The sequence below is a fragment of the Gulosibacter sp. 10 genome, assembly GCF_900163695.1.
GTDB lineage: Bacteria > Actinomycetota > Actinomycetes > Actinomycetales > Microbacteriaceae > Gulosibacter.
The window spans coordinates 1-15,890 of record NZ_FUIC01000018.1 but is presented as its reverse complement, the minus strand read 5'-3'; the positions used below and the strand labels follow the sequence as shown (position 1 = coordinate 15,890).

Genomic DNA, 15,890 nt, shown 5'->3' with positions numbered 1-15,890 from the left:
TTCCGCCACGGCAATACGCGTTCACGTCTACCCCTTTCTCGAATCCGGGTTCTCCCGACCCGGGTCAATCGACTCGAGAGCGCTCCGGTGCCACCCTGGAGCGAATGCCGGAATGCACCGATATGCATGCGGGAACATCCTGACCCATCAGCGTTTCGAGGTTGCCCACCAGCTGCGCGACGGTATCTGCGACGTCCACGGGCGAGGTGTTCAGACGGGGCGTAACGCTGACGTGCAGCACGTTCGTGTCGCGGACTCGACGTACCCTGGTCCGCGAGGCGAGAATCTCATCACGCCCGGCCAACGCATCGGCGATCGCGTCTGAGGCGAATCGGGCACGAACGGTCACGGAACCGTACGGAGCTTCCTCCGCCTCCACATGCACCACCCGACTGCTACCCCCGCCGCCGAGTCTCGCGATCACGACCACTGCGATCACCACGACGATCAGCAGCAGGGCGAGGAGGGCGAGCGCGAGCCAGCTCAACGTCGTCGAATCCGCGATTCGCGTATCGATCTGTGTTTCACGCAGCCAGTCGACGGCGGCGCCGGTTCCTGCCGTCCACACGCTCCCCGCAGGAGCCCAGAGCACCACGACGAGTGCAGCGCCGCCGGAGATCAGGAGCATTGCACCGACGGTCAGGAGAATGCTCCGGTTCACGCCTCGGTTCGTGGCGTTCATGATGCTCCTTCCGCATCTGCAGTGCGCACGACTCGCGCCCGTACCTTCACCTCCGGTGAGAGTCCGTAGCCCGAGAGCTCCGACTCCGCGAGGGCGCGCACCTCGGCCCGGTCGATCGTTCGCCCCGCATCAGGGCGCACGGTCACATCCGCGGCCCTGTGCCCGACGCCGACGACCACCGCGTTCCTGGACAGATCCAGCTCTCGACGGATCCGAGCCGCCGCCGCCGATGCGATCACGCCGTTATCGACCACAATCGCATGCGGTCCGGCTCCGAGCTGATGCCTCGGTCGGCGGCCGGGGCTCAGCGCGAGCCAGATCAGGACGAAGCCCGCGACCGCCGCGATCGCAGCGCACGCGAGGACAAGCGCTCTCGGCTCGGCGTCGGGGAGTGCAGGCCATTGCTCGAGGAACGAGCCCGGCGCCACCAGGAGCGGCGCGACCCCGAGAAGGTGCAGCACGATCTCCACGGCCGCATAAACGGCAGCGGCCGCTACGAGCAGCAGCACGACGACAGTCGCGACAGTACGAGGCGAATGGGTTTCCCTGCGTACGACTCGCTTCAGGATCGGATTCATCATCTACCTCACCCTCTTCTGCCGCGAAGCCGCCGCCCCCGTCACGGTGAACGAGACGCGACGGATCTCTCGGCCCGTCAACCTGGTGAATTCCTCCGCCAGGACGCGCTGCAAACGGCGAGCCCGCTCCAGCACCGGCTGCTCGCCCCGGACCGCCTCGGCATCCCAGAGATCGGGGATGGGCAGCTTCGCCGAGATACGCACGGACAGCCCGCTCCCCCACTCCTCGATTTCGACATCCGCATCGTCCCGTGGCACGCCGATGGCGACCGCTGACGTCTCCCGGACGACCTTCTCGATGGCCCGGTCCCGTACTCGAATCCTGCCGGGTATCCGGGGGAGGTCATCAGATTCGACGTCCGGAAGGGACGCAACGATCATGCCGTTCATGACGAGGTACGCCTACCCGTGAAGGCCGCGACCAACGCCCGGAAATCCAGCTGCCCGGACATCGCCCGTCCGACAAGGGCGCCGATGCCCATGAGCACTGCCACCAGCAGGAACCCCCAGAACCCGAAGACCAGCGCCGCGAAGGCCAGGACGGCCCCGACGAGGGCGCCGCTCAGCGCCGGGCTCATGACACGCGGGATTCGGCGTCATCAGCCGAATCATCGGTGGGCAAATGCACGTCGTTCACATCGACGTTCACCTCGACGACCTGCAGGCCCACGAGACGCGTGATCGCTTCCACGACCGAGTTGCGCACGTTCTCCGCGACGTCCTGAATCGGTGCCGGATAGTCCACCACGATCGTGATGTCGGCAGCCGCCTGGGTTTCTCCGACCTCGACCTTCACGCCCTGGGTCAGGTCCGTCGCGTTGACCGCGTCGCGGATCGCTCCGAGGGCACGCGCTCCGCCATTGCCGAGCGAATGCACGCCGGAGACCTCGCGGGCGGCGATCCCCGCTACCTTGGCGACCACGCTCTCGGCGATCGTGGTGCGCCCTGCAGAAATTCCGTCCTGCGCAGTTGCGCCCGGCGCGGCAGGTGCGCGATCCACTCGAGGAGTCGTAGCGGCCCGCGTCTTCGCGATGCCGTCCTCGGATGCAACAGTCTTGTCGATCTCATTCGTAGCCATCAGAACTACCTCCAGATTCCGCAGCACGACCCCGATGGCCGTGCCTATCGATGAGCGAAAGAACGACGCTCTAGTGATAGGACGGCCGGGCCGGGCGAAACATCACAAAATACTTCTCCGGACGCCGAACACGATCTCGACGGCGGCGCAGAGAGGGCCCGGGAAAGCGGGCGGAATCGCTCGGCAGCGGCGAACGGCGCGAGGGGCAAGGCAGGAGCGAAGGCCGCGATGCATCCGGAGGCGGCTCAGCTCCCCCGCAGCACCAGCGAGACGTTCTGCCCGCCGAAGCCGAACGAGTTGCTCAGCACCGCGCGGACCGGCTCGCGCCTGGGCTCCGAGGCGACGACGTCGAGCCGGATCTCGGGGTCGAGCTCGCGCAGGTTCCTCGTGGCGGGGACGAGTCCCGTCTCGAGGCTCCGGATGGCGATGATCGCCTCGACCGCGCCCGCGGCGCCCACAAGATGCCCGAGCGAGCCCTTGGGCGCCGTGACCGGGACGCGATCGCCGAAGACCTCGAACACCGCATCCGCCTCGGCCCGGTCGCCGACGGCGGTGCCCGTGGCGTGGGCGTTGACGTGGTCGATGTCCGCCGCCGCGAGCCCGGCTTTGGCGAGCGCCTTGCGCATCGCCCGCACCTGCCCTGCGCCGCCGGGCTCCGTGCCCGTGATGTGGTAGGCGTCGGCGGTCACGCCCCAGCCGTCGAGCCGGGCCCGGACGCGCGCCCCGCGGGCCGCGGCGCGGTCCTCGCGCTCCATGATCACGAATCCGGCGCCCTCCCCGAGCACGAAGCCGCGGCGGTCGGCGTCGAACGGGCGCGAGAGCCCCTCGGGCGGGCCGTCCGGCTTGGCGAGCGCCTGGGCCTGCGCGAATCCCGCGAGCGTCAGGGGCGTGATCGCCGCCTCCACCCCGCCCGCGATCACGATATCCGCGTCGTCCTCCCGGATGAGCCTTGCCGCCATCGCGATGGCCTCGGCGCCCGAGGCGCAGGCCGCGGCGGTCGTGTAGGTGCCGGCTCGCGCCCCGTATTCGATGCTCAGCTGCGCCGATGCGCCGTTCGCCATGAGCATCGGCACCGTCCGCGGCGACACCCGGCGCGGACCGCGCTGCTTGAGGACGTCGTCCTGCTCGAGCAGTGTGCCGACCCCGCCGATGCCGGTGCCCACGACGACGGCCAGCCGCTCGGGATCGGCCTGCGGGCTCCCCGCATCGCGCCACGCCTCCCCGCCGGCGATGAGCGCCAGCTGCTGGCTCCGGTCGAGCCGTCGCGCCCGCGGCCGGCCGAGGGCCGCCTCCGGGTCGGCCGTCACCGGCGCGGCGATCCGCACGGGCAGCTCCGCCCATTCCCCGCCGGCCTCGTCGAGCAGCCGCGCGCCGGAGCGCCCCTCGAGGAGGCCGCTCCACAGCTCCTCCACTCCGTCGCCGAGGGCCGTCAACGCCCCGTACCCGGTCACCGCGATCCGCATCCGCACTCCCAAACTTGTATGACGTACAAGCTAAGTTGTATCACATACAATCGGGGGATGCCAGACTCGACCGCACGCAGCCGGACCGGCCGGGGCGCGGAGACCCGGCGGAGGATCCGCGAAGCCGCGATGGCGCTCTTCCGGGAACGGCGGCCCGCGGACGTGACCGTCGGCGAGATCGCCAGCTCGGCCGGGGTGTACCCGAATCAGATCACCCATCACTTCGGCTCGAAGGACGCGCTGTACGTGGATGCGGCCTTCGCCCTGCTGCTGCGGGACACCGAGCGGCTGCAGGCCGCGGGGCGGCGCGCGTCGACCCCGGATGCGCTGCGGCGCGCGCTGGCCCGGACCGCGCTCAGCATGCCGTCCACGACCGCGGTCGTCGGCGCGCTCGCGCTCGCCCGCGGCAACGAGTCCGTCCAGCCCGTGCTGCAGAACGCCCTCGCCGTGCTCTTCCGGCAATCCGACCGGTACCTGTCGAAGGAGCTCGCGAAGCACGGCTGGACGACCGACCAGGGAGTCGAACGCGCGACGAAGACCTTCTGGAGCGCCGTGTTCGGCGCCGTCCTGATCTCGCAGGCGGGCTACCCGGGCGGCCCGTCCGACATCGACGTCGCCGCCACGCTCGTCATCCGGGGCGAGGATCCCGCAGTCTGAGCCCAGCACATCCACCGCCTACCCTGCTCGATCGGCCCCCGGCACCAGCGGGCCGCGAAACACGTGCGGGACAGCGGCCGAACAGCTCCGCGCCCTCGCCTCCGGACGAGACAGTGGTTCGGACCGAACGGGCCCGCGCCGAGCAAGGCTACCCGGCTTCGTGCAAGAGCACCGCGGCAACAATCCTCACCGCGACGGGGTTGGACCGGTGGGCCGGGAGCAATGCCCCCGGTGAAGCGCCGGCCCTGGCGACAGAGATAGGTACCGGGGCACGGACATGTGCACCCGGGCGGTGTCGGTGCCTCGGCGTGCACTGCATGCATGCCCATGAATGTCACGGAAGTCGAGCAGGCGCTTCTCACACTCGATCAGCATGATCGTGCTGCCGTGATCCAGCGTGGTCTGCAAAGCCTCGATGCTGACCGCACCGGCACCGATCCGGCCGAGGCAGATTCCGCCTGGCGTACCGAGCTGCGCCGTCGCATTGATGACATCGAGAGCGGCAAGGCCGAACTGCTGGACATGGACGAGGTGCACGCGCAGATTCGTGCGAAACTCGCCGCGATGCGCAAGTAAGGCTGACGCGCCGCATTCACCCCGAGGCACCCTCGGAACTGCGAGATGCAGCCAGATGGTAGGAAGCGCAGCAGGAGCGTTCGCGTCTTCCCGTACCGCGTGCTCTACTACTTCACCGACACCGGCGTCATGATCGTCGCCTACGCCCATCACCGCCACGGGCCCGGCTACTGGCGGCACCGACTCGACCGCTGACCGCGCCCACGGACCGCGGAGTGTGTCGGTCGACGCACCGTCCACTTCGGCTCGAAGGACGCGCCGTACGTGAAGGCCGACTTCGACGCATCCGGCAGATCAGGCGGCGCGATGCTCGTGGATCGCCGTGTCGAGCACCGCGCCGTTGCACTCCAGATAGAGCTGCCCCTCGGTGACCGAGACCGTGAGCGCGTTGCGCCGCTCGAGTGCCGCGGCGACCGCTTCCACGAAGCCGGGGTCGAACGAGCGCAGCACGATGTCCTCGGCGCGATGGATGGTCTTGCCCCGCCACGCGTCGAGGAGCTTGGCGGGATCCCTGTGGGTGTAGACCGCGGCCCGCCCGGCGAGCTTGCTGCCGAAGTGCAGCCGCTGCGCGTCGGGCGCCCCGACCTCGATCCAGGCGGTGATGCGGTCGGTGAGGTCGCGCACCACCACGGCGGGCTCCTCGGTCGAGGAGACCCCGCCGGCGCTGAACGCGATGCCCTCCTCGTACTCGAGGCAGTAGGCCAGCACGCGCGTGGCGAGGAAGAGCCCGGTCTCGGAGGGGTGCCGCGCCGCGCGCAGCGAGAACTGCTCGTAGACGCCGCGGTCCACGTCCGCCAGCTCGACCTCGAACGTGTGGATCGTCGCGCCTATCGCCATGGTGAGCGAGCCTACCCGCCCGGCGCGCATCGTGCCCCGTGGGCGCTTCGAACGCTGCCGGGCAAGCGGCTTGTCCTGATCGGCGGATTCGGGCGGTGCCGATCCCGTGTAGCGTCGAATCGACCGATCGGCGGTATCACGGACGGAGATGCGCGTTGGCGCCCACAAGAATCATCGTGAATGGCTTCAAGGCGTCGATGACGACGCACACCACCGCCGGCTTATGGCGCCACCCGGAAAGCCAGGCCACTCGCTACGACGAACTCGAGTTCTGGATCGACCGCGCTCGCACCCTGGAGCGCTATGGATTCGACGGGCTCTTCATCGCCGACTCGTTCGGCGTACCCGACGTCTATCACGGTTCCGCGGAGCAGGCGGTGCGCGAAGGCCTCCAAGTTCCGTCTACGGATCCGAGCCTCATGATCTCTGCCATGGCAGCGGCGACGAAGCGCCTCGGCTTCGGAATCACCTTTCCGACCACGGCGACGCTCCCCTACGACATCGCCAGGAAACTCAGCACGCTGGATCAGTTGAGCGGGGGCCGTATCGGATGGAACATCGTCACCGGTCTGTCGAGCAATGCCGTCCGCGCCCTCGGCACAGGCGGTGAGCTCGACCACGACGAGCGCTACGACCGGGCCGATGAATTCCTCGAGGTCGCCTACCGCCTCTGGGAGGACTGCTGGGATGACGATGCCGTCCTCCTCGACCGGGTCAACGGCGATTACGCCGACCCGGAACGGGTTCGACCCATATCGTTCGAAGGCGACCACTTCCGGGTCCACGGCATTCATATGTCCGCCCCCACCCCGCAACGGACACCGCTCCTGCTCCAGGCGGGGAGTTCCGAACGGGGTCGCGAGTTCGCAGCACGACACGCAGAGGTGGTGTTCGCGAGCGCACCCACCCCGACGATTCTCCGCAGGACCGTGGATGACCTCCGTCGGCGTGCATCGCTGCACGGGCGTGATCCGAGATCGTTGAAAGTGCTGTCCATCCTCACGGTGGTCACGGGCCTCGACGACGCCGCGGCTCAGGAGCGGTACGAGCACTACCGCTCGTATGCGAGCGCGGAGGGCAACCTGGCCCGCTTCGCGGCCACGGTGGGCATCGACATCGGCGTGCTGGATTTCGACGAGCCCCTAGAGTACTCGCAGGCTCCGGGCATCCGGACAATCCTTGAGAACTTCACCAGGGCGGACCCGCATCGCGTATGGACGCCTCGCGAGATCGCCGATCACATGGCGGTGTCGAGCTTCGGCCCCCTGCTGGTGGGCGGCCCCGAACATGTCGCCGACGAGATCGAACGATGGAGCCGGGAGGCGGACATCGACGGATTCAACCTCGTCGACGTCGTTCCTGGCCGATCATTCGAAGAGTTCGGCGACTACGTGCTGCCGGAGCTCGCCCGACGCGGAGTGTGGGAACGGCCCGTCTCCGGCACGTGGCGATCACAGCTCTTCGGCAGCGGGCATGATCGCCTGTCGGACGACCACCCCGGCTCCCCTCGACATCGTCGAATGCGGGATACCTGAGGGCCGCGGTACAGCACCATCCACCTGTACACTTTCTAAACAGAGTAAAGAAAGATGCTGTGAGCCGGAGGAGACCCTATTATGCCCGTTCGTAATCTGACACTCGCATCCGGGCGGCCATGGGCCTGGCGCACGGTCGATTTCGTCACTGTCGCCATTCTCGGTGCAGCGTTCGGAGTCGTATTCTGGGGCTGGGATGCAGTCTACGCTCTCGTCTTCCCCCTGTTCCTCGGCTTTCCACCGATCATCGGACTCGTCGGAGGCGTATGGACGATCGCTGCCGTCGTCGGCGCGGCGATCGTTCGCCGTCCGGGGGCAGCCATGCTCACCGAGGGAATCGCCTCCGCGGTGGAGCTGCTGCTCGGCAACCAGTTCTCGCTCATCGCGCTGGTCTCCGGCCTGCTCTACGGCGTCGGGATAGAACTCGTACTCGCGCTCTTCCGCTGGCGGAGATGGGGCTATGGCCCCTTGGCGTTGGGCATCGGCTTCGGTGCGCTGGTGCAGAGCTTCTGGGGGGTGAACCTCTACTACCCGGATTGGGCGCTCGGATGGAAGCTGATCAACGCGGGTTCCGGAATCGTCTCGGCCGTCGTCATCGGCGCCGGAGTCGGGTGGCTCATCGTGAAGGCCCTTGCGGCAAGCGGGGCGCTCGACGCCTTCCCCGCAGGGAGGGAGCGCCATGCGCTCCCGGAACGCGACGATGCCCGTGCCGAGTGAGCATGCATCGCGCCTCGACGCATCTCCGCGCCCGTGGCCTGACTTGGACCCCGTGGGGCGCCGAGCCGACGCTCGTCGGCATCGATCTCGAGGTCGGAGTCGGTGAACGCGTCCTGATCACAGGCGCCAGCGGTTCCGGCAAATCCACGCTCCTGCGCGCCCTCGCCGGTGTGCTCGTGGATTACGCCCCGGGAGACCTGACCGGCGAGGTGTCGAGCGGCGCGGGCGAGGGCGTCGTGTGCCTCCTCCTGCAGAATCCGACCGACCAAGTCGTTGCGGGGACGGTAGGCCGGGATGTCGCATTCGGCCCGGAGAATCTGGGGATCACCGGCGATTCGCTCCACGCGATCGTGCGGCGCTCACTCGGAAGCGTCGGGCTCCGTCACCTCGCTCCCGACCGCCGCTCGACGCATCTTTCCGGCGGCCAGGGACAGCGGCTGGCGCTGGCGGGACTCCTCGCAATGCAGCCCTCGGCACTGCTCCTGGATGAACCGCTCGCCATGCTCGATCACGAATCGGCTGCCGAAGCCAGGACCGCGATCGTGAGGGTCGCCGAGCACAGCGGTTCAGCGCTGGTGATCGCAGATCATGATCTCGCGGGATGGTGGCCGCATATCGACCGCGTCATCGTCCTCGAGCATGGCCGCATCGTCTTCGACGGGAGCCCGGAAGACGCATCCGCCCATCTGCACTCCCCCGAGCTCTGGCTGCCCGGTGCCTCGCCTCCTGCCGAACCGATCGAGATCGCCTGGCAACCCGATCCGGCCGCGGAAGCGCCGGACGCCGAACCCCGGCTCTCAGGCTATGGACTCGGGTATTCGACGTCATCGGGCACTCGCCTGGCATCCGCCGATATCGAGCTGAAGCCTGGTGATGGTGTCGCCGTCACAGGGCCCAGCGGCGCCGGCAAGACCACACTGCTCCGGCTTCTCGCCGGCTGGTATCGGCCGAGCCGGGGAGTCCTCATGGCTTCGACCTCGTTGCGCGGCGCTCATCCGCAGGAGCCCTATCGTTGGGCCTCGAAGGATCTCGCCGCACGGATCGCGTTCATGGGGCAGAACCCGGACCGCGGTATCGTGGCGAAGACCGTGCTCGAGGAAGTGCTGCTCACCCGACGCCTCACCGGACGATTCACGCGAAAGGACATTCCTCGGGCCGGCCGACTGCTCGAATGCCTTGCGCTCGATCACGCCGAAGCACGGAATCCCCACACGCTGTCTGGCGGGGAACAGCGTCGCCTCGCAATCGCCGCGGCCGTCGCGAGCGACGCGCCGGTCGTCCTCCTGGACGAACCCACGGTGGGACAGGACCGGAGCACGTGGCGAGGCATAAGGGCGGCGATCGAGCTCCTGCGACAACATGGGCGAAGTCTCGCCGTATCCACGCACGACGCCCGGTTATCGCCCTTCCTGAACATCCACGCAGAAATTCGACCGGTCTCCGGCGAACACCGATCATGAGCACCGCATCCTTCGAGTTCGACAAGACTGCTGCGGACGGGACGCGAATCGCGAGCCTCAACCAGTTGGTGATCGTCTCCGGCATCGTCCTCCCCGGGATCGCCGCGCTCACCATAGACTCCCTTCTGGGGGTCGCATTCGGGATCGCCGCGGTGCTGCTGTCCCTGCCGTTCACCCACAGCGGGTTCCGGGGCACTGCCATGCGGCTCTTCGCAGCGCTGCTGCTGTGCTCGACGATGCTCTGGAGCAACTGGCTCATCGGCTCACGCGATGTCGCCGTCGCCGCCGTGGCAGCCGGACGCGTCACGTGCGTGGCGCTGCCCGGGCTTCTCCTGTCCGCGCACATACGGCCGTTCCCGCTCGGAGACGCGCTGATGCAGCAGCTCCGCCTCCCCGCAAGGCCAGTGCTCGCCGCGGTGATGGCGCTGCAGCGATCGCTCCTGCTGGCCGATCAATGGCAGGAGCTCGGGCTCGTACGTCGTAGCCGCGGCCTTGCCGGACGCGGTCCGGCGGGCCGGGTTCGAGAGCTCTGCGGGCGGACGACGGTGTTCCTCGTCCTTGCGCTGAGACAGGCGACGACCCTATCGGCAGCCATGGAGACTCGGGGGATGCAGGCCTGGGAACGGCGAGGGGTGCAGCGCGGCGAATGGCGGCGTTCGAGGTGGCGTCAGCGGGATACCGCGGTATGCATCCTGATCGTGGTCGTCTCGCTCACGACCTTCTCGACACGGTTCTTCGGCTGATCGCAGACCGACGGAGCCCTGAAGCCCAACGCTTCGTGCAGCACGAACCGCATCCTCCCACCGCATATCGGCGAGGATCGCCGGTATTCCGGTGCACGAGACGACCGCTCCCCGTCCAGGGGCGCGCCGGGCCGCCGGGCCGCCCGGCCGCGGGACTCGCACCGTCGAGTACCGGATGGGAGATCACTGCGCGTCCGCCCGGGCTCAGCCCTCCGAGCGATCCTCCGGCCGGTTCGGCAGACTGGATGCGCGGCGGGCGCACCCGTCGGCCCACGACCTCAAGAATCCGCCGCGATGAAGTCGGCGGCCCGTTCCCCCACCATGACGGCGGCGACATGGGTATTCGCAGATGGAATCTCCGGGAAGATACTCGCATCGGCCACGCGAAGGCCGGTCACACCGTACACGCGCAGTCGCGGGTCGACGACCGCGAGCGGGTCGGTTCCCATACGAGCAGTCCCCACCGGGTGGTAGTACGTGTTCAGGCTCGCACGAGCATAGGCATCGAGCTCGGCGCGGGTGCGTACATCGGGCCCCGGGGCGATCTCCTCGGCGTTCCATTCCGCGAGCGCCGCCTGCCTGCCGATTTCGCGAGTGATCTGAATGCCTTCGACCAGTGCGTCGAGGTCATCCTGCTCGCGCAGATACGCGGGATCCACCAACGGCTGCTCCATCGGGTCGGCGCTGCGGAGCCACAGACGCCCGCGGCTACGAGGGCGGACGACTCCGGGATACCAGGAATAGACGCGTCCCTCGGGGAATACATAGCCGGGCATCGGATACGCGGAAAACCCGGTCACGGGTTGCAGATCCGGACGGGCAAGCCCCGCACGACTATCGGCGAAGAGCTGCACCTCGAACGGCGCATGGCCTGAAGCATCGATCGGACGGCGAGAGCGCCACACCACCTGCGAAAGGATATGGTCGTGCAGGTTCTCGCCCACTCCGGGAAGATCGACGACCGGCGTGATGCCGACGCGCCGAAGCGCATCAGCCGGCCCGATGCCCGAAAGCTGCAGCACGTGCGGAGTCCCGAGAGCGCCGGCCGACAGCACGATCTCGCCGCGCGCACGAGCAACGCGCCGCTCTCCCCGCCGAACATATTCGACTCCGACGGCCTTCCCCCGTTCCAGAAGCACGCGGATCGCCGATGCGCCCGGAAGAACCGTCAACCGCTCGTGCTCCCGTGCTGATCCGAGATACGCGCGCCAGGCGCTCACGCGCCGTCCATCAGCGATGTTGAGCTGCACATGGCTGACTCCGTACGGGTCTTCGGCATTGGGATCCGCGTTGAACGGAAACCCTGCCTGCCGAGCCGCCTGCACCTGCGCAGCACTCAACGGATGCAGGTCGAGGTTGAACCGGACCGGCAAGGGCCCTTCGTGTCCGCGGTACGCGGGATCCCCTGCCGGGTCCAGGCGTTCGAGCCTTCGCAGGATCGGCAGCACGTCGTGATAGCTCCATCCGTCGGCGCCGCCGCGGGCCCAGGAGTCAAAATCCTCGCGATGGCCTCGCATGTGGATCATGCCGTTGATGGCGCTGCTGCCGCCAAGAACGCGACCTCGCGGCCACTCCACCCTTCTGCCGCCGAGCGATGCCTGCGGTTCGGTACGGAACGCATGGTCGAGTTCGGTTCCGCGCAACTCGAACATGCGGTCCGGCGCGGTGATCGCCTCATGATCGTCCTCGCCCCCGGCTTCGAGGACGATCACCGAACGACCTTCGTCCAGCAGCCTCCGGATAACCGGGCTCCCGCCCGAACCGCTGCCGACCACCACATGATCGGCCTCGAGGACATCCGCTTCTCGGTCTACCCCACTCGACATCTGCACCTCTCCGCAGGACCGCTGCACAACACTGCTCTCCGGATCGAAATCGGAGCCGCGACCGGCATCGCGCTCATCGCCCGACGGGCTCGAGCCCCCGTTCCGCACCGGCAGAACCTCACCACCACGAGTGACTGCCACGACGACCATCGATCGGCCGGCGCGACGGATCAGGACCCCCGGCAGAGAGGAGTATCAGCGGACGGGCTCATCGGGCCGACCGATGGTCGGCTCGGGCAGATAGACTCCGCCGCCGGAAGCCAGGAACTCCTGGCTCTTCTGCTGCATACCGGCGATAGCGGCCTGAGCCTCCGCGCTGCCGTACGTGTCGCGGATGTCCTGCGAGATGCGCATCGAGCAGAACTTCGGCCCGCACATCGAGCAGAAATGCGCTGTCTTCGCCGGTTCCGCCGGCAGCGTCTCGTCGTGATACTCCTGCGCCGTGACCGGATCAAGGCCGAGCGCGAACTGATCGTGCCACCGAAACTCGAACCGGGCCTTCGACAGGGCATCATCACGCTCCGTCGCACCCGGGTGGCCCTTCGCGATATCGGCGGCGTGGGCGGCGATCTTATAGGTGATCACCCCAGTTTTCACATCGTCGCGATTGGGCAGCCCGAGGTGCTCTTTCGGAGTGACGTAGCAGAGCATGGCCGTGCCGTAGCGGGCGATCTCGGTCGCACCGATCGCAGACGTGATGTGGTCATAGCCCGGGGCGATATCGGTGGCCAGCGGGCCGAGCGTGTAGAACGGTGCGCCCTCGCAGAGCTCCTGCTGTCGCTCGACATTCTCACGAATCTTGTGCAGCGGGATATGGCCCGGTCCCTCGACCATGACCTGCACGTCATACTCCCAGGCGCGCTTGGTCAGCTCGGCGAGGGTGTCGAGCTCGGCGAACTGGGCGGCATCATTGGCATCGGCGATCGATCCGGGCCGCAGTCCATCGCCCAGCGAGAACGCGACGTCGTAGGCGGCGAAGATCTCGCAGAGCTCGTCGAAATGGGTGTAGAGGAAGTTCTCCTGGTGATGCGCCAGGCACCAGCCCGCCATGATCGACCCGCCGCGGGAGACGATGCCGGTGACCCGGTCAGCCGTCAGCGGCACGTAGCGCAATAGCACCCCGGCGTGGACGGTCATGTAGTCCACGCCCTGTTCGCACTGTTCGATCACGGTGTCGCGGTAGATCTCCCATGTCAGCGCGTTGGCGTCGCCGTTGACTTTCTCCAGCGCCTGGTAGATCGGCACGGTGCCGATCGGGATGGGCGAGTTGCGGATGATCCACTCACGGGTGGTGTGGATATCGTTACCCGTGGAAAGGTCCATCAACGTATCGGCGCCCCATTTCGCCGCCCACTCGAGTTTCGCGACTTCTTCGTCGATCGAGCTCGTCACCGCGGAGTTGCCGATATTGGCGTTGACCTTCACGAGGAAGGCTTTGCCGATGATCATCGGCTCAGACTCCGGATGATTCACATTCACAGGGATGATCGCTCTTCCCGCCGCGAGTTCGCTACGGACCAGTTCGACATCGCACTGCTCCCGCAGCGCGACGAATCGCATTTCAGGGGTGATGATGCCCTGGCGGGCGTAGTGCATCTGCGTTACTCGGCGACCGGGCTTCCCCCGCAGCGGCACGGGCTTACGACCCTGCCATTGCTGGGAAGGCGCTCCACGCCGAACCGCTGTGCGGCCATCGTCCTCAAGCCGATGGCCCCGGGCTTGATATGACTCGGTATCGTCGCGGTCCGCGATCCACTCGGCGCGCCACGGCGCCAGGCCTTCGTCGGGGACGCTGCCGGGGCCCATCGTCCGGTACACGCGCAGGGGTTCGTTCGGCCGACCTCCGGGCGAGTCCAACTGATGGATCTCGGTGACGGGGACCTTGATGCCGTGCTCGGCATCCTCGATCCATCCGATGCGGTGAGCAGGGTGTTGTTCGGAATTCCGCGGAACCGTCGTATCGACAGTCTCGTCGGAGCTGGCAGCCGTATTGGGAATAGACGCAGGCACGAGTATCTCCTCACTTCCTACGCCGGTATTGACCGGATCAGGTTCAACGGTCTCGGACTCCACCAGCCCGATCTCAGCCCCTGCCAGGGGCCCCCGTGTGGACCATCAATTCCTACCACGCAGCATCCACCGGCTGCAACGACACGCCACGCCCGCCGCAGACAGCGGCATACCGAAACTGCGGTAGCGGGCCGGCTGGTGCGTGCCGACTGCCAGGCGCCGAGGGATGGCGGCCGCCGCGCAATGGCGCACCCGCGGGAGCCGGCCCATATGGAGAGCGCCGATGCAACGGCTTCCGCCCCGCACATCGTGGTGGACGACGGCGGGCAGACATGCACGCCGCGCTCAAAGCGCACTGTCCGGGGCAATAGCGCACTGTCCGGGGCAATAGCGCACTGTCCGGGACAGGTGCGTGGCGCTGTCTCGTGCACCGGCCGAGGAGGGACGCCAGCATTGGCCGCGAGCGCACGAAGATGCCCTCGGCCCCGGTGATACCGGGGCCGAGGGCATTCGTGCGCGAGGGGGGACTTGAACCCCCACGCCCGCTAGGGCACACGGACCTGAACCGTGCGCGTCTACCAATTCCGCCACTCGCGCGCAGAGGAAAACACTACCAGATGTTTGACTCGCCGCTCGCATCCGGCCAAGATTTCCCCTGGGCAGCACGCATCGGGCATGGTTTACATGCACGCCTATTACTATGCGATGCAACCGTGCGCGGCAGTACGTCCGCGCGATTCGGCGGCAAGGAGACATGTGGGAATTCTCGACAAGTTCGAGCGCGGACTGGAGCGCACCTTCAATGGCGCCTTCGCGAAGACGTTCCGGTCTGGCCTGCAGCCGGTCGAGATCGTGGCCGCGCTCAAACGCGAAATGGATACGAAGGCGTCGATCATCTCCCGCCAGCGCATCCTCGTGCCCAACCGCTTCAACGTGCACGTCTCCGCCGCCGACTACGACCGCCTCTCCGGCATGGGCGAGTCGCTCCGCTCCTCCCTGCTGCAGGAGATCGAGAGCCACGCCGCCAAGCACCAGTACCAGTTCTCGGGCGGCCTCTCGGTCAAGCTGCTCCAGGACGACTCGCTCAGCATGGGGCAGCTCGGCATCGAGTCCCGCTCGGTCGAGGGTCGGGTGAACTGGACCCCGGTGCTCGAGGTGAACGGCTCCCGCATCCCCCTGCATCGCGGCTCGAACGTCATCGGCCGCGGCTCCGAGGCGCAGATCACCATCGACGACGGCGGGGCCTCCCGCAAGCACGCCGAGGTGGTGTGGGACGGCCAGCGCGCCGGCTTGCGCGACCTCGGATCGACGAACGGTACTAAACTCAACGGTCGGCGAGTCGCGCAGTCCGCGCTCGACCCTGATTCACTCATTGAAATCGGCCGTACCCAGCTCACGTTCCGCATCGTCCCCGAGGCGCAGCCCAGTGATGACACGGGATACGTGCGACGACCGGGAGGTACACCATGAGCGGGGAGCTCACGCTACTCGTCATCCGTCTCGCGTTTCTCGCGGTCATGTGGGTCTTCGTCTTCTCGATCGTCTACGCGCTCCGGAGCGACCTCTTCGGCACCCGGTCCCGCGACTACCAGCAGGCCATGGCGGCCCAGTCCAGGCAGCAGACCTTCGCCGCGGCCGGTCAGGGCCCGGCCGACACCACCCCGACCCCCGCGGTCGCCTCCGGCGTGGCCGCCCATCCCATCCGCGACGCCGTAGACGTGCTTGCCG

General features: G+C 67.7%; 17 protein-coding genes, 1 tRNA gene, 1 pseudogene and 1 riboswitch. Of the genes and pseudogenes, 9 read left to right on the top strand and 10 right to left on the bottom strand.

Annotated elements, in window-relative coordinates; genetic code table 11:
• Nucleotides 1-64 precede the first annotated feature (64 nt).
• The 6 genes from FM112_RS07325 to FM112_RS07300 form a co-directional block, all read right to left on the bottom strand.
• Nucleotides 65-682 carry a hypothetical protein gene (locus FM112_RS07325; protein ID WP_087005784.1) on the bottom strand — a complete coding sequence of 206 codons (618 nt, stop codon included), beginning with the start codon at nucleotides 680-682 and terminating at the stop codon, nucleotides 65-67.
• Complete coding sequence (locus FM112_RS07320; RefSeq protein ID WP_140400610.1) at nucleotides 679-1,263, bottom strand: DNA/RNA endonuclease G; 585 nt, start codon at nucleotides 1,261-1,263, stop codon at nucleotides 679-681. The genes FM112_RS07325 and FM112_RS07320 overlap by 4 nt, the downstream gene beginning before the upstream one ends.
• Nucleotides 1,264-1,650 (bottom strand): NTP pyrophosphohydrolase, encoded by a 387-nt coding sequence (locus tag FM112_RS07315; RefSeq protein WP_087005778.1) that lies wholly within the window; start codon nucleotides 1,648-1,650, stop codon nucleotides 1,264-1,266.
• A complete protein-coding gene (locus FM112_RS07310) occupies nucleotides 1,647-1,838 on the bottom strand; it encodes a DUF2273 domain-containing protein (protein ID WP_087005776.1) in 192 nt (63 codons plus the stop codon). The genes FM112_RS07315 and FM112_RS07310 overlap by 4 nt, the downstream gene beginning before the upstream one ends.
• Nucleotides 1,835-2,338 (bottom strand): Asp23/Gls24 family envelope stress response protein, encoded by a 504-nt coding sequence (locus FM112_RS07305; protein WP_087005773.1) that lies wholly within the window; start codon nucleotides 2,336-2,338, stop codon nucleotides 1,835-1,837. The genes FM112_RS07310 and FM112_RS07305 overlap by 4 nt, the downstream gene beginning before the upstream one ends.
• Before the next feature lie 245 nt (nucleotides 2,339-2,583).
• Nucleotides 2,584-3,801, bottom strand: a complete 1,218-nt coding sequence (locus tag FM112_RS07300; protein WP_087005770.1) for a beta-ketoacyl synthase — start codon at nucleotides 3,799-3,801, stop codon at nucleotides 2,584-2,586.
• 57 nt (nucleotides 3,802-3,858) lie between these two features.
• Here FM112_RS07300 and FM112_RS07295 point away from each other — a divergent pair, with 57 nt between their 5' ends.
• From FM112_RS07295 to FM112_RS17175, 3 genes are all read left to right on the top strand, one after another.
• Nucleotides 3,859-4,458: a TetR/AcrR family transcriptional regulator C-terminal domain-containing protein gene (locus FM112_RS07295; RefSeq protein ID WP_217874472.1), complete on the top strand. Its 600-nt coding sequence runs from the start codon at nucleotides 3,859-3,861 to the stop codon at nucleotides 4,456-4,458.
• Nucleotides 4,459-4,779: 321 nt separating this feature from the next.
• Complete coding sequence (locus tag FM112_RS07290; RefSeq protein WP_087005761.1) at nucleotides 4,780-5,034, top strand: addiction module protein; 255 nt, start codon at nucleotides 4,780-4,782, stop codon at nucleotides 5,032-5,034.
• A gap of 45 nt (nucleotides 5,035-5,079) precedes the next feature.
• Complete coding sequence (locus FM112_RS17175) at nucleotides 5,080-5,229, top strand: hypothetical protein (RefSeq protein ID WP_176386720.1); 150 nt, start codon at nucleotides 5,080-5,082, stop codon at nucleotides 5,227-5,229.
• 99 nt (nucleotides 5,230-5,328) lie between these two features.
• Here the strand turns inward: FM112_RS17175 and FM112_RS07285 are convergent, their stop codons facing one another.
• Complete coding sequence (locus FM112_RS07285) at nucleotides 5,329-5,871, bottom strand: YaeQ family protein (protein WP_087005758.1); 543 nt, start codon at nucleotides 5,869-5,871, stop codon at nucleotides 5,329-5,331.
• Nucleotides 5,872-6,047: 176 nt separating this feature from the next.
• On the opposite strand from FM112_RS07285, the gene FM112_RS07280 reads away from it, so the two are divergent.
• The 4 genes from FM112_RS07280 to FM112_RS07265 all read left to right on the top strand — a co-directional run bounded on the left by FM112_RS07280 (nucleotide 6,048) and on the right by FM112_RS07265 (nucleotide 10,326).
• The gene (locus FM112_RS07280; protein WP_217874470.1) at nucleotides 6,048-7,406 is read left to right on the top strand and encodes an NtaA/DmoA family FMN-dependent monooxygenase; all 1,359 of its coding nucleotides are present in this window, start codon (nucleotides 6,048-6,050) and stop codon (nucleotides 7,404-7,406) included.
• Between the two features lie 81 nt (nucleotides 7,407-7,487).
• On the top strand, nucleotides 7,488-8,123 hold the full coding sequence (locus tag FM112_RS07275; protein ID WP_087005757.1) for an ECF transporter S component: 636 nt from the start codon (nucleotides 7,488-7,490) through the stop codon (nucleotides 8,121-8,123).
• A 2-nt stretch (nucleotides 8,124-8,125) separates the two neighbouring features.
• A complete protein-coding gene (locus tag FM112_RS07270; protein WP_254910411.1) occupies nucleotides 8,126-9,583 on the top strand; it encodes an ABC transporter ATP-binding protein in 1,458 nt (485 codons plus the stop codon).
• On the top strand, nucleotides 9,580-10,326 hold the full coding sequence (locus tag FM112_RS07265) for an energy-coupling factor transporter transmembrane protein EcfT (protein WP_087005751.1): 747 nt from the start codon (nucleotides 9,580-9,582) through the stop codon (nucleotides 10,324-10,326). Before FM112_RS07270 ends, FM112_RS07265 begins: the two co-directional genes overlap by 4 nt.
• A 278-nt stretch (nucleotides 10,327-10,604) precedes the next feature.
• On the opposite strand, the gene FM112_RS07260 is transcribed toward FM112_RS07265, so the two are convergent.
• The 3 genes from FM112_RS07260 to FM112_RS07250 form a co-directional block, all read right to left on the bottom strand.
• Complete coding sequence (locus tag FM112_RS07260) at nucleotides 10,605-12,293, bottom strand: GMC family oxidoreductase (protein ID WP_217874468.1); 1,689 nt, start codon at nucleotides 12,291-12,293, stop codon at nucleotides 10,605-10,607.
• 54 nt (nucleotides 12,294-12,347) lie between these two features.
• Nucleotides 12,348-14,150 (bottom strand): phosphomethylpyrimidine synthase ThiC, encoded by a 1,803-nt coding sequence (gene thiC, locus FM112_RS07255; protein WP_087005930.1) that lies wholly within the window; start codon nucleotides 14,148-14,150, stop codon nucleotides 12,348-12,350.
• 8 nt (nucleotides 14,151-14,158) lie between these two features.
• A riboswitch (TPP riboswitch) is annotated at nucleotides 14,159-14,268 on the bottom strand.
• A 407-nt stretch (nucleotides 14,269-14,675) separates the two neighbouring features.
• Nucleotides 14,676-14,759, bottom strand: a tRNA-Leu gene (locus tag FM112_RS07250).
• Between the two features lie 159 nt (nucleotides 14,760-14,918).
• On the opposite strand from FM112_RS07250, the gene FM112_RS17670 reads away from it, so the two are divergent.
• A complete protein-coding gene (locus tag FM112_RS17670) occupies nucleotides 14,919-15,632 on the top strand; it encodes a DUF3662 and FHA domain-containing protein (protein WP_087005748.1) in 714 nt (237 codons plus the stop codon).
• Nucleotides 15,629-15,890: pseudogene (locus FM112_RS17520) on the top strand (hypothetical protein); the annotation flags it as partial. The gene FM112_RS17670 and the pseudogene FM112_RS17520, both read left to right, overlap by 4 nt.

What these genes read in the sequence shown, in the direction of transcription:
- FM112_RS07325 (WP_087005784.1), bottom strand. Translation starts at nt 682, where the DNA reads ATGAACGCCACGAACCGAGGCGTGAACCGGAGCATTCTCCTGACCGTC.
- FM112_RS07320 (WP_140400610.1), bottom strand. Translation starts at nt 1,263, where the DNA reads ATGATGAATCCGATCCTGAAGCGAGTCGTACGCAGGGAAACCCATTCG.
- FM112_RS07315 (WP_087005778.1), bottom strand. Translation starts at nt 1,650, where the DNA reads ATGAACGGCATGATCGTTGCGTCCCTTCCGGACGTCGAATCTGATGAC.
- FM112_RS07310 (WP_087005776.1), bottom strand. Translation starts at nt 1,838, where the DNA reads ATGAGCCCGGCGCTGAGCGGCGCCCTCGTCGGGGCCGTCCTGGCCTTC.
- FM112_RS07305 (WP_087005773.1), bottom strand. Translation starts at nt 2,338, where the DNA reads ATGGCTACGAATGAGATCGACAAGACTGTTGCATCCGAGGACGGCATC.
- FM112_RS07300 (WP_087005770.1), bottom strand. Translation starts at nt 3,801, where the DNA reads ATGCGGATCGCGGTGACCGGGTACGGGGCGTTGACGGCCCTCGGCGAC.
- FM112_RS07295 (WP_217874472.1), top strand. Translation starts at nt 3,859, where the DNA reads ATGCCAGACTCGACCGCACGCAGCCGGACCGGCCGGGGCGCGGAGACC.
- FM112_RS07290 (WP_087005761.1), top strand. Translation starts at nt 4,780, where the DNA reads ATGCCCATGAATGTCACGGAAGTCGAGCAGGCGCTTCTCACACTCGAT.
- FM112_RS17175 (WP_176386720.1), top strand. Translation starts at nt 5,080, where the DNA reads ATGCAGCCAGATGGTAGGAAGCGCAGCAGGAGCGTTCGCGTCTTCCCG.
- FM112_RS07285 (WP_087005758.1), bottom strand. Translation starts at nt 5,871, where the DNA reads ATGGCGATAGGCGCGACGATCCACACGTTCGAGGTCGAGCTGGCGGAC.
- FM112_RS07275 (WP_087005757.1), top strand. Translation starts at nt 7,488, where the DNA reads ATGCCCGTTCGTAATCTGACACTCGCATCCGGGCGGCCATGGGCCTGG.
- FM112_RS07270 (WP_254910411.1), top strand. Translation starts at nt 8,126, where the DNA reads ATGCATCGCGCCTCGACGCATCTCCGCGCCCGTGGCCTGACTTGGACC.
- FM112_RS07265 (WP_087005751.1), top strand. Translation starts at nt 9,580, where the DNA reads ATGAGCACCGCATCCTTCGAGTTCGACAAGACTGCTGCGGACGGGACG.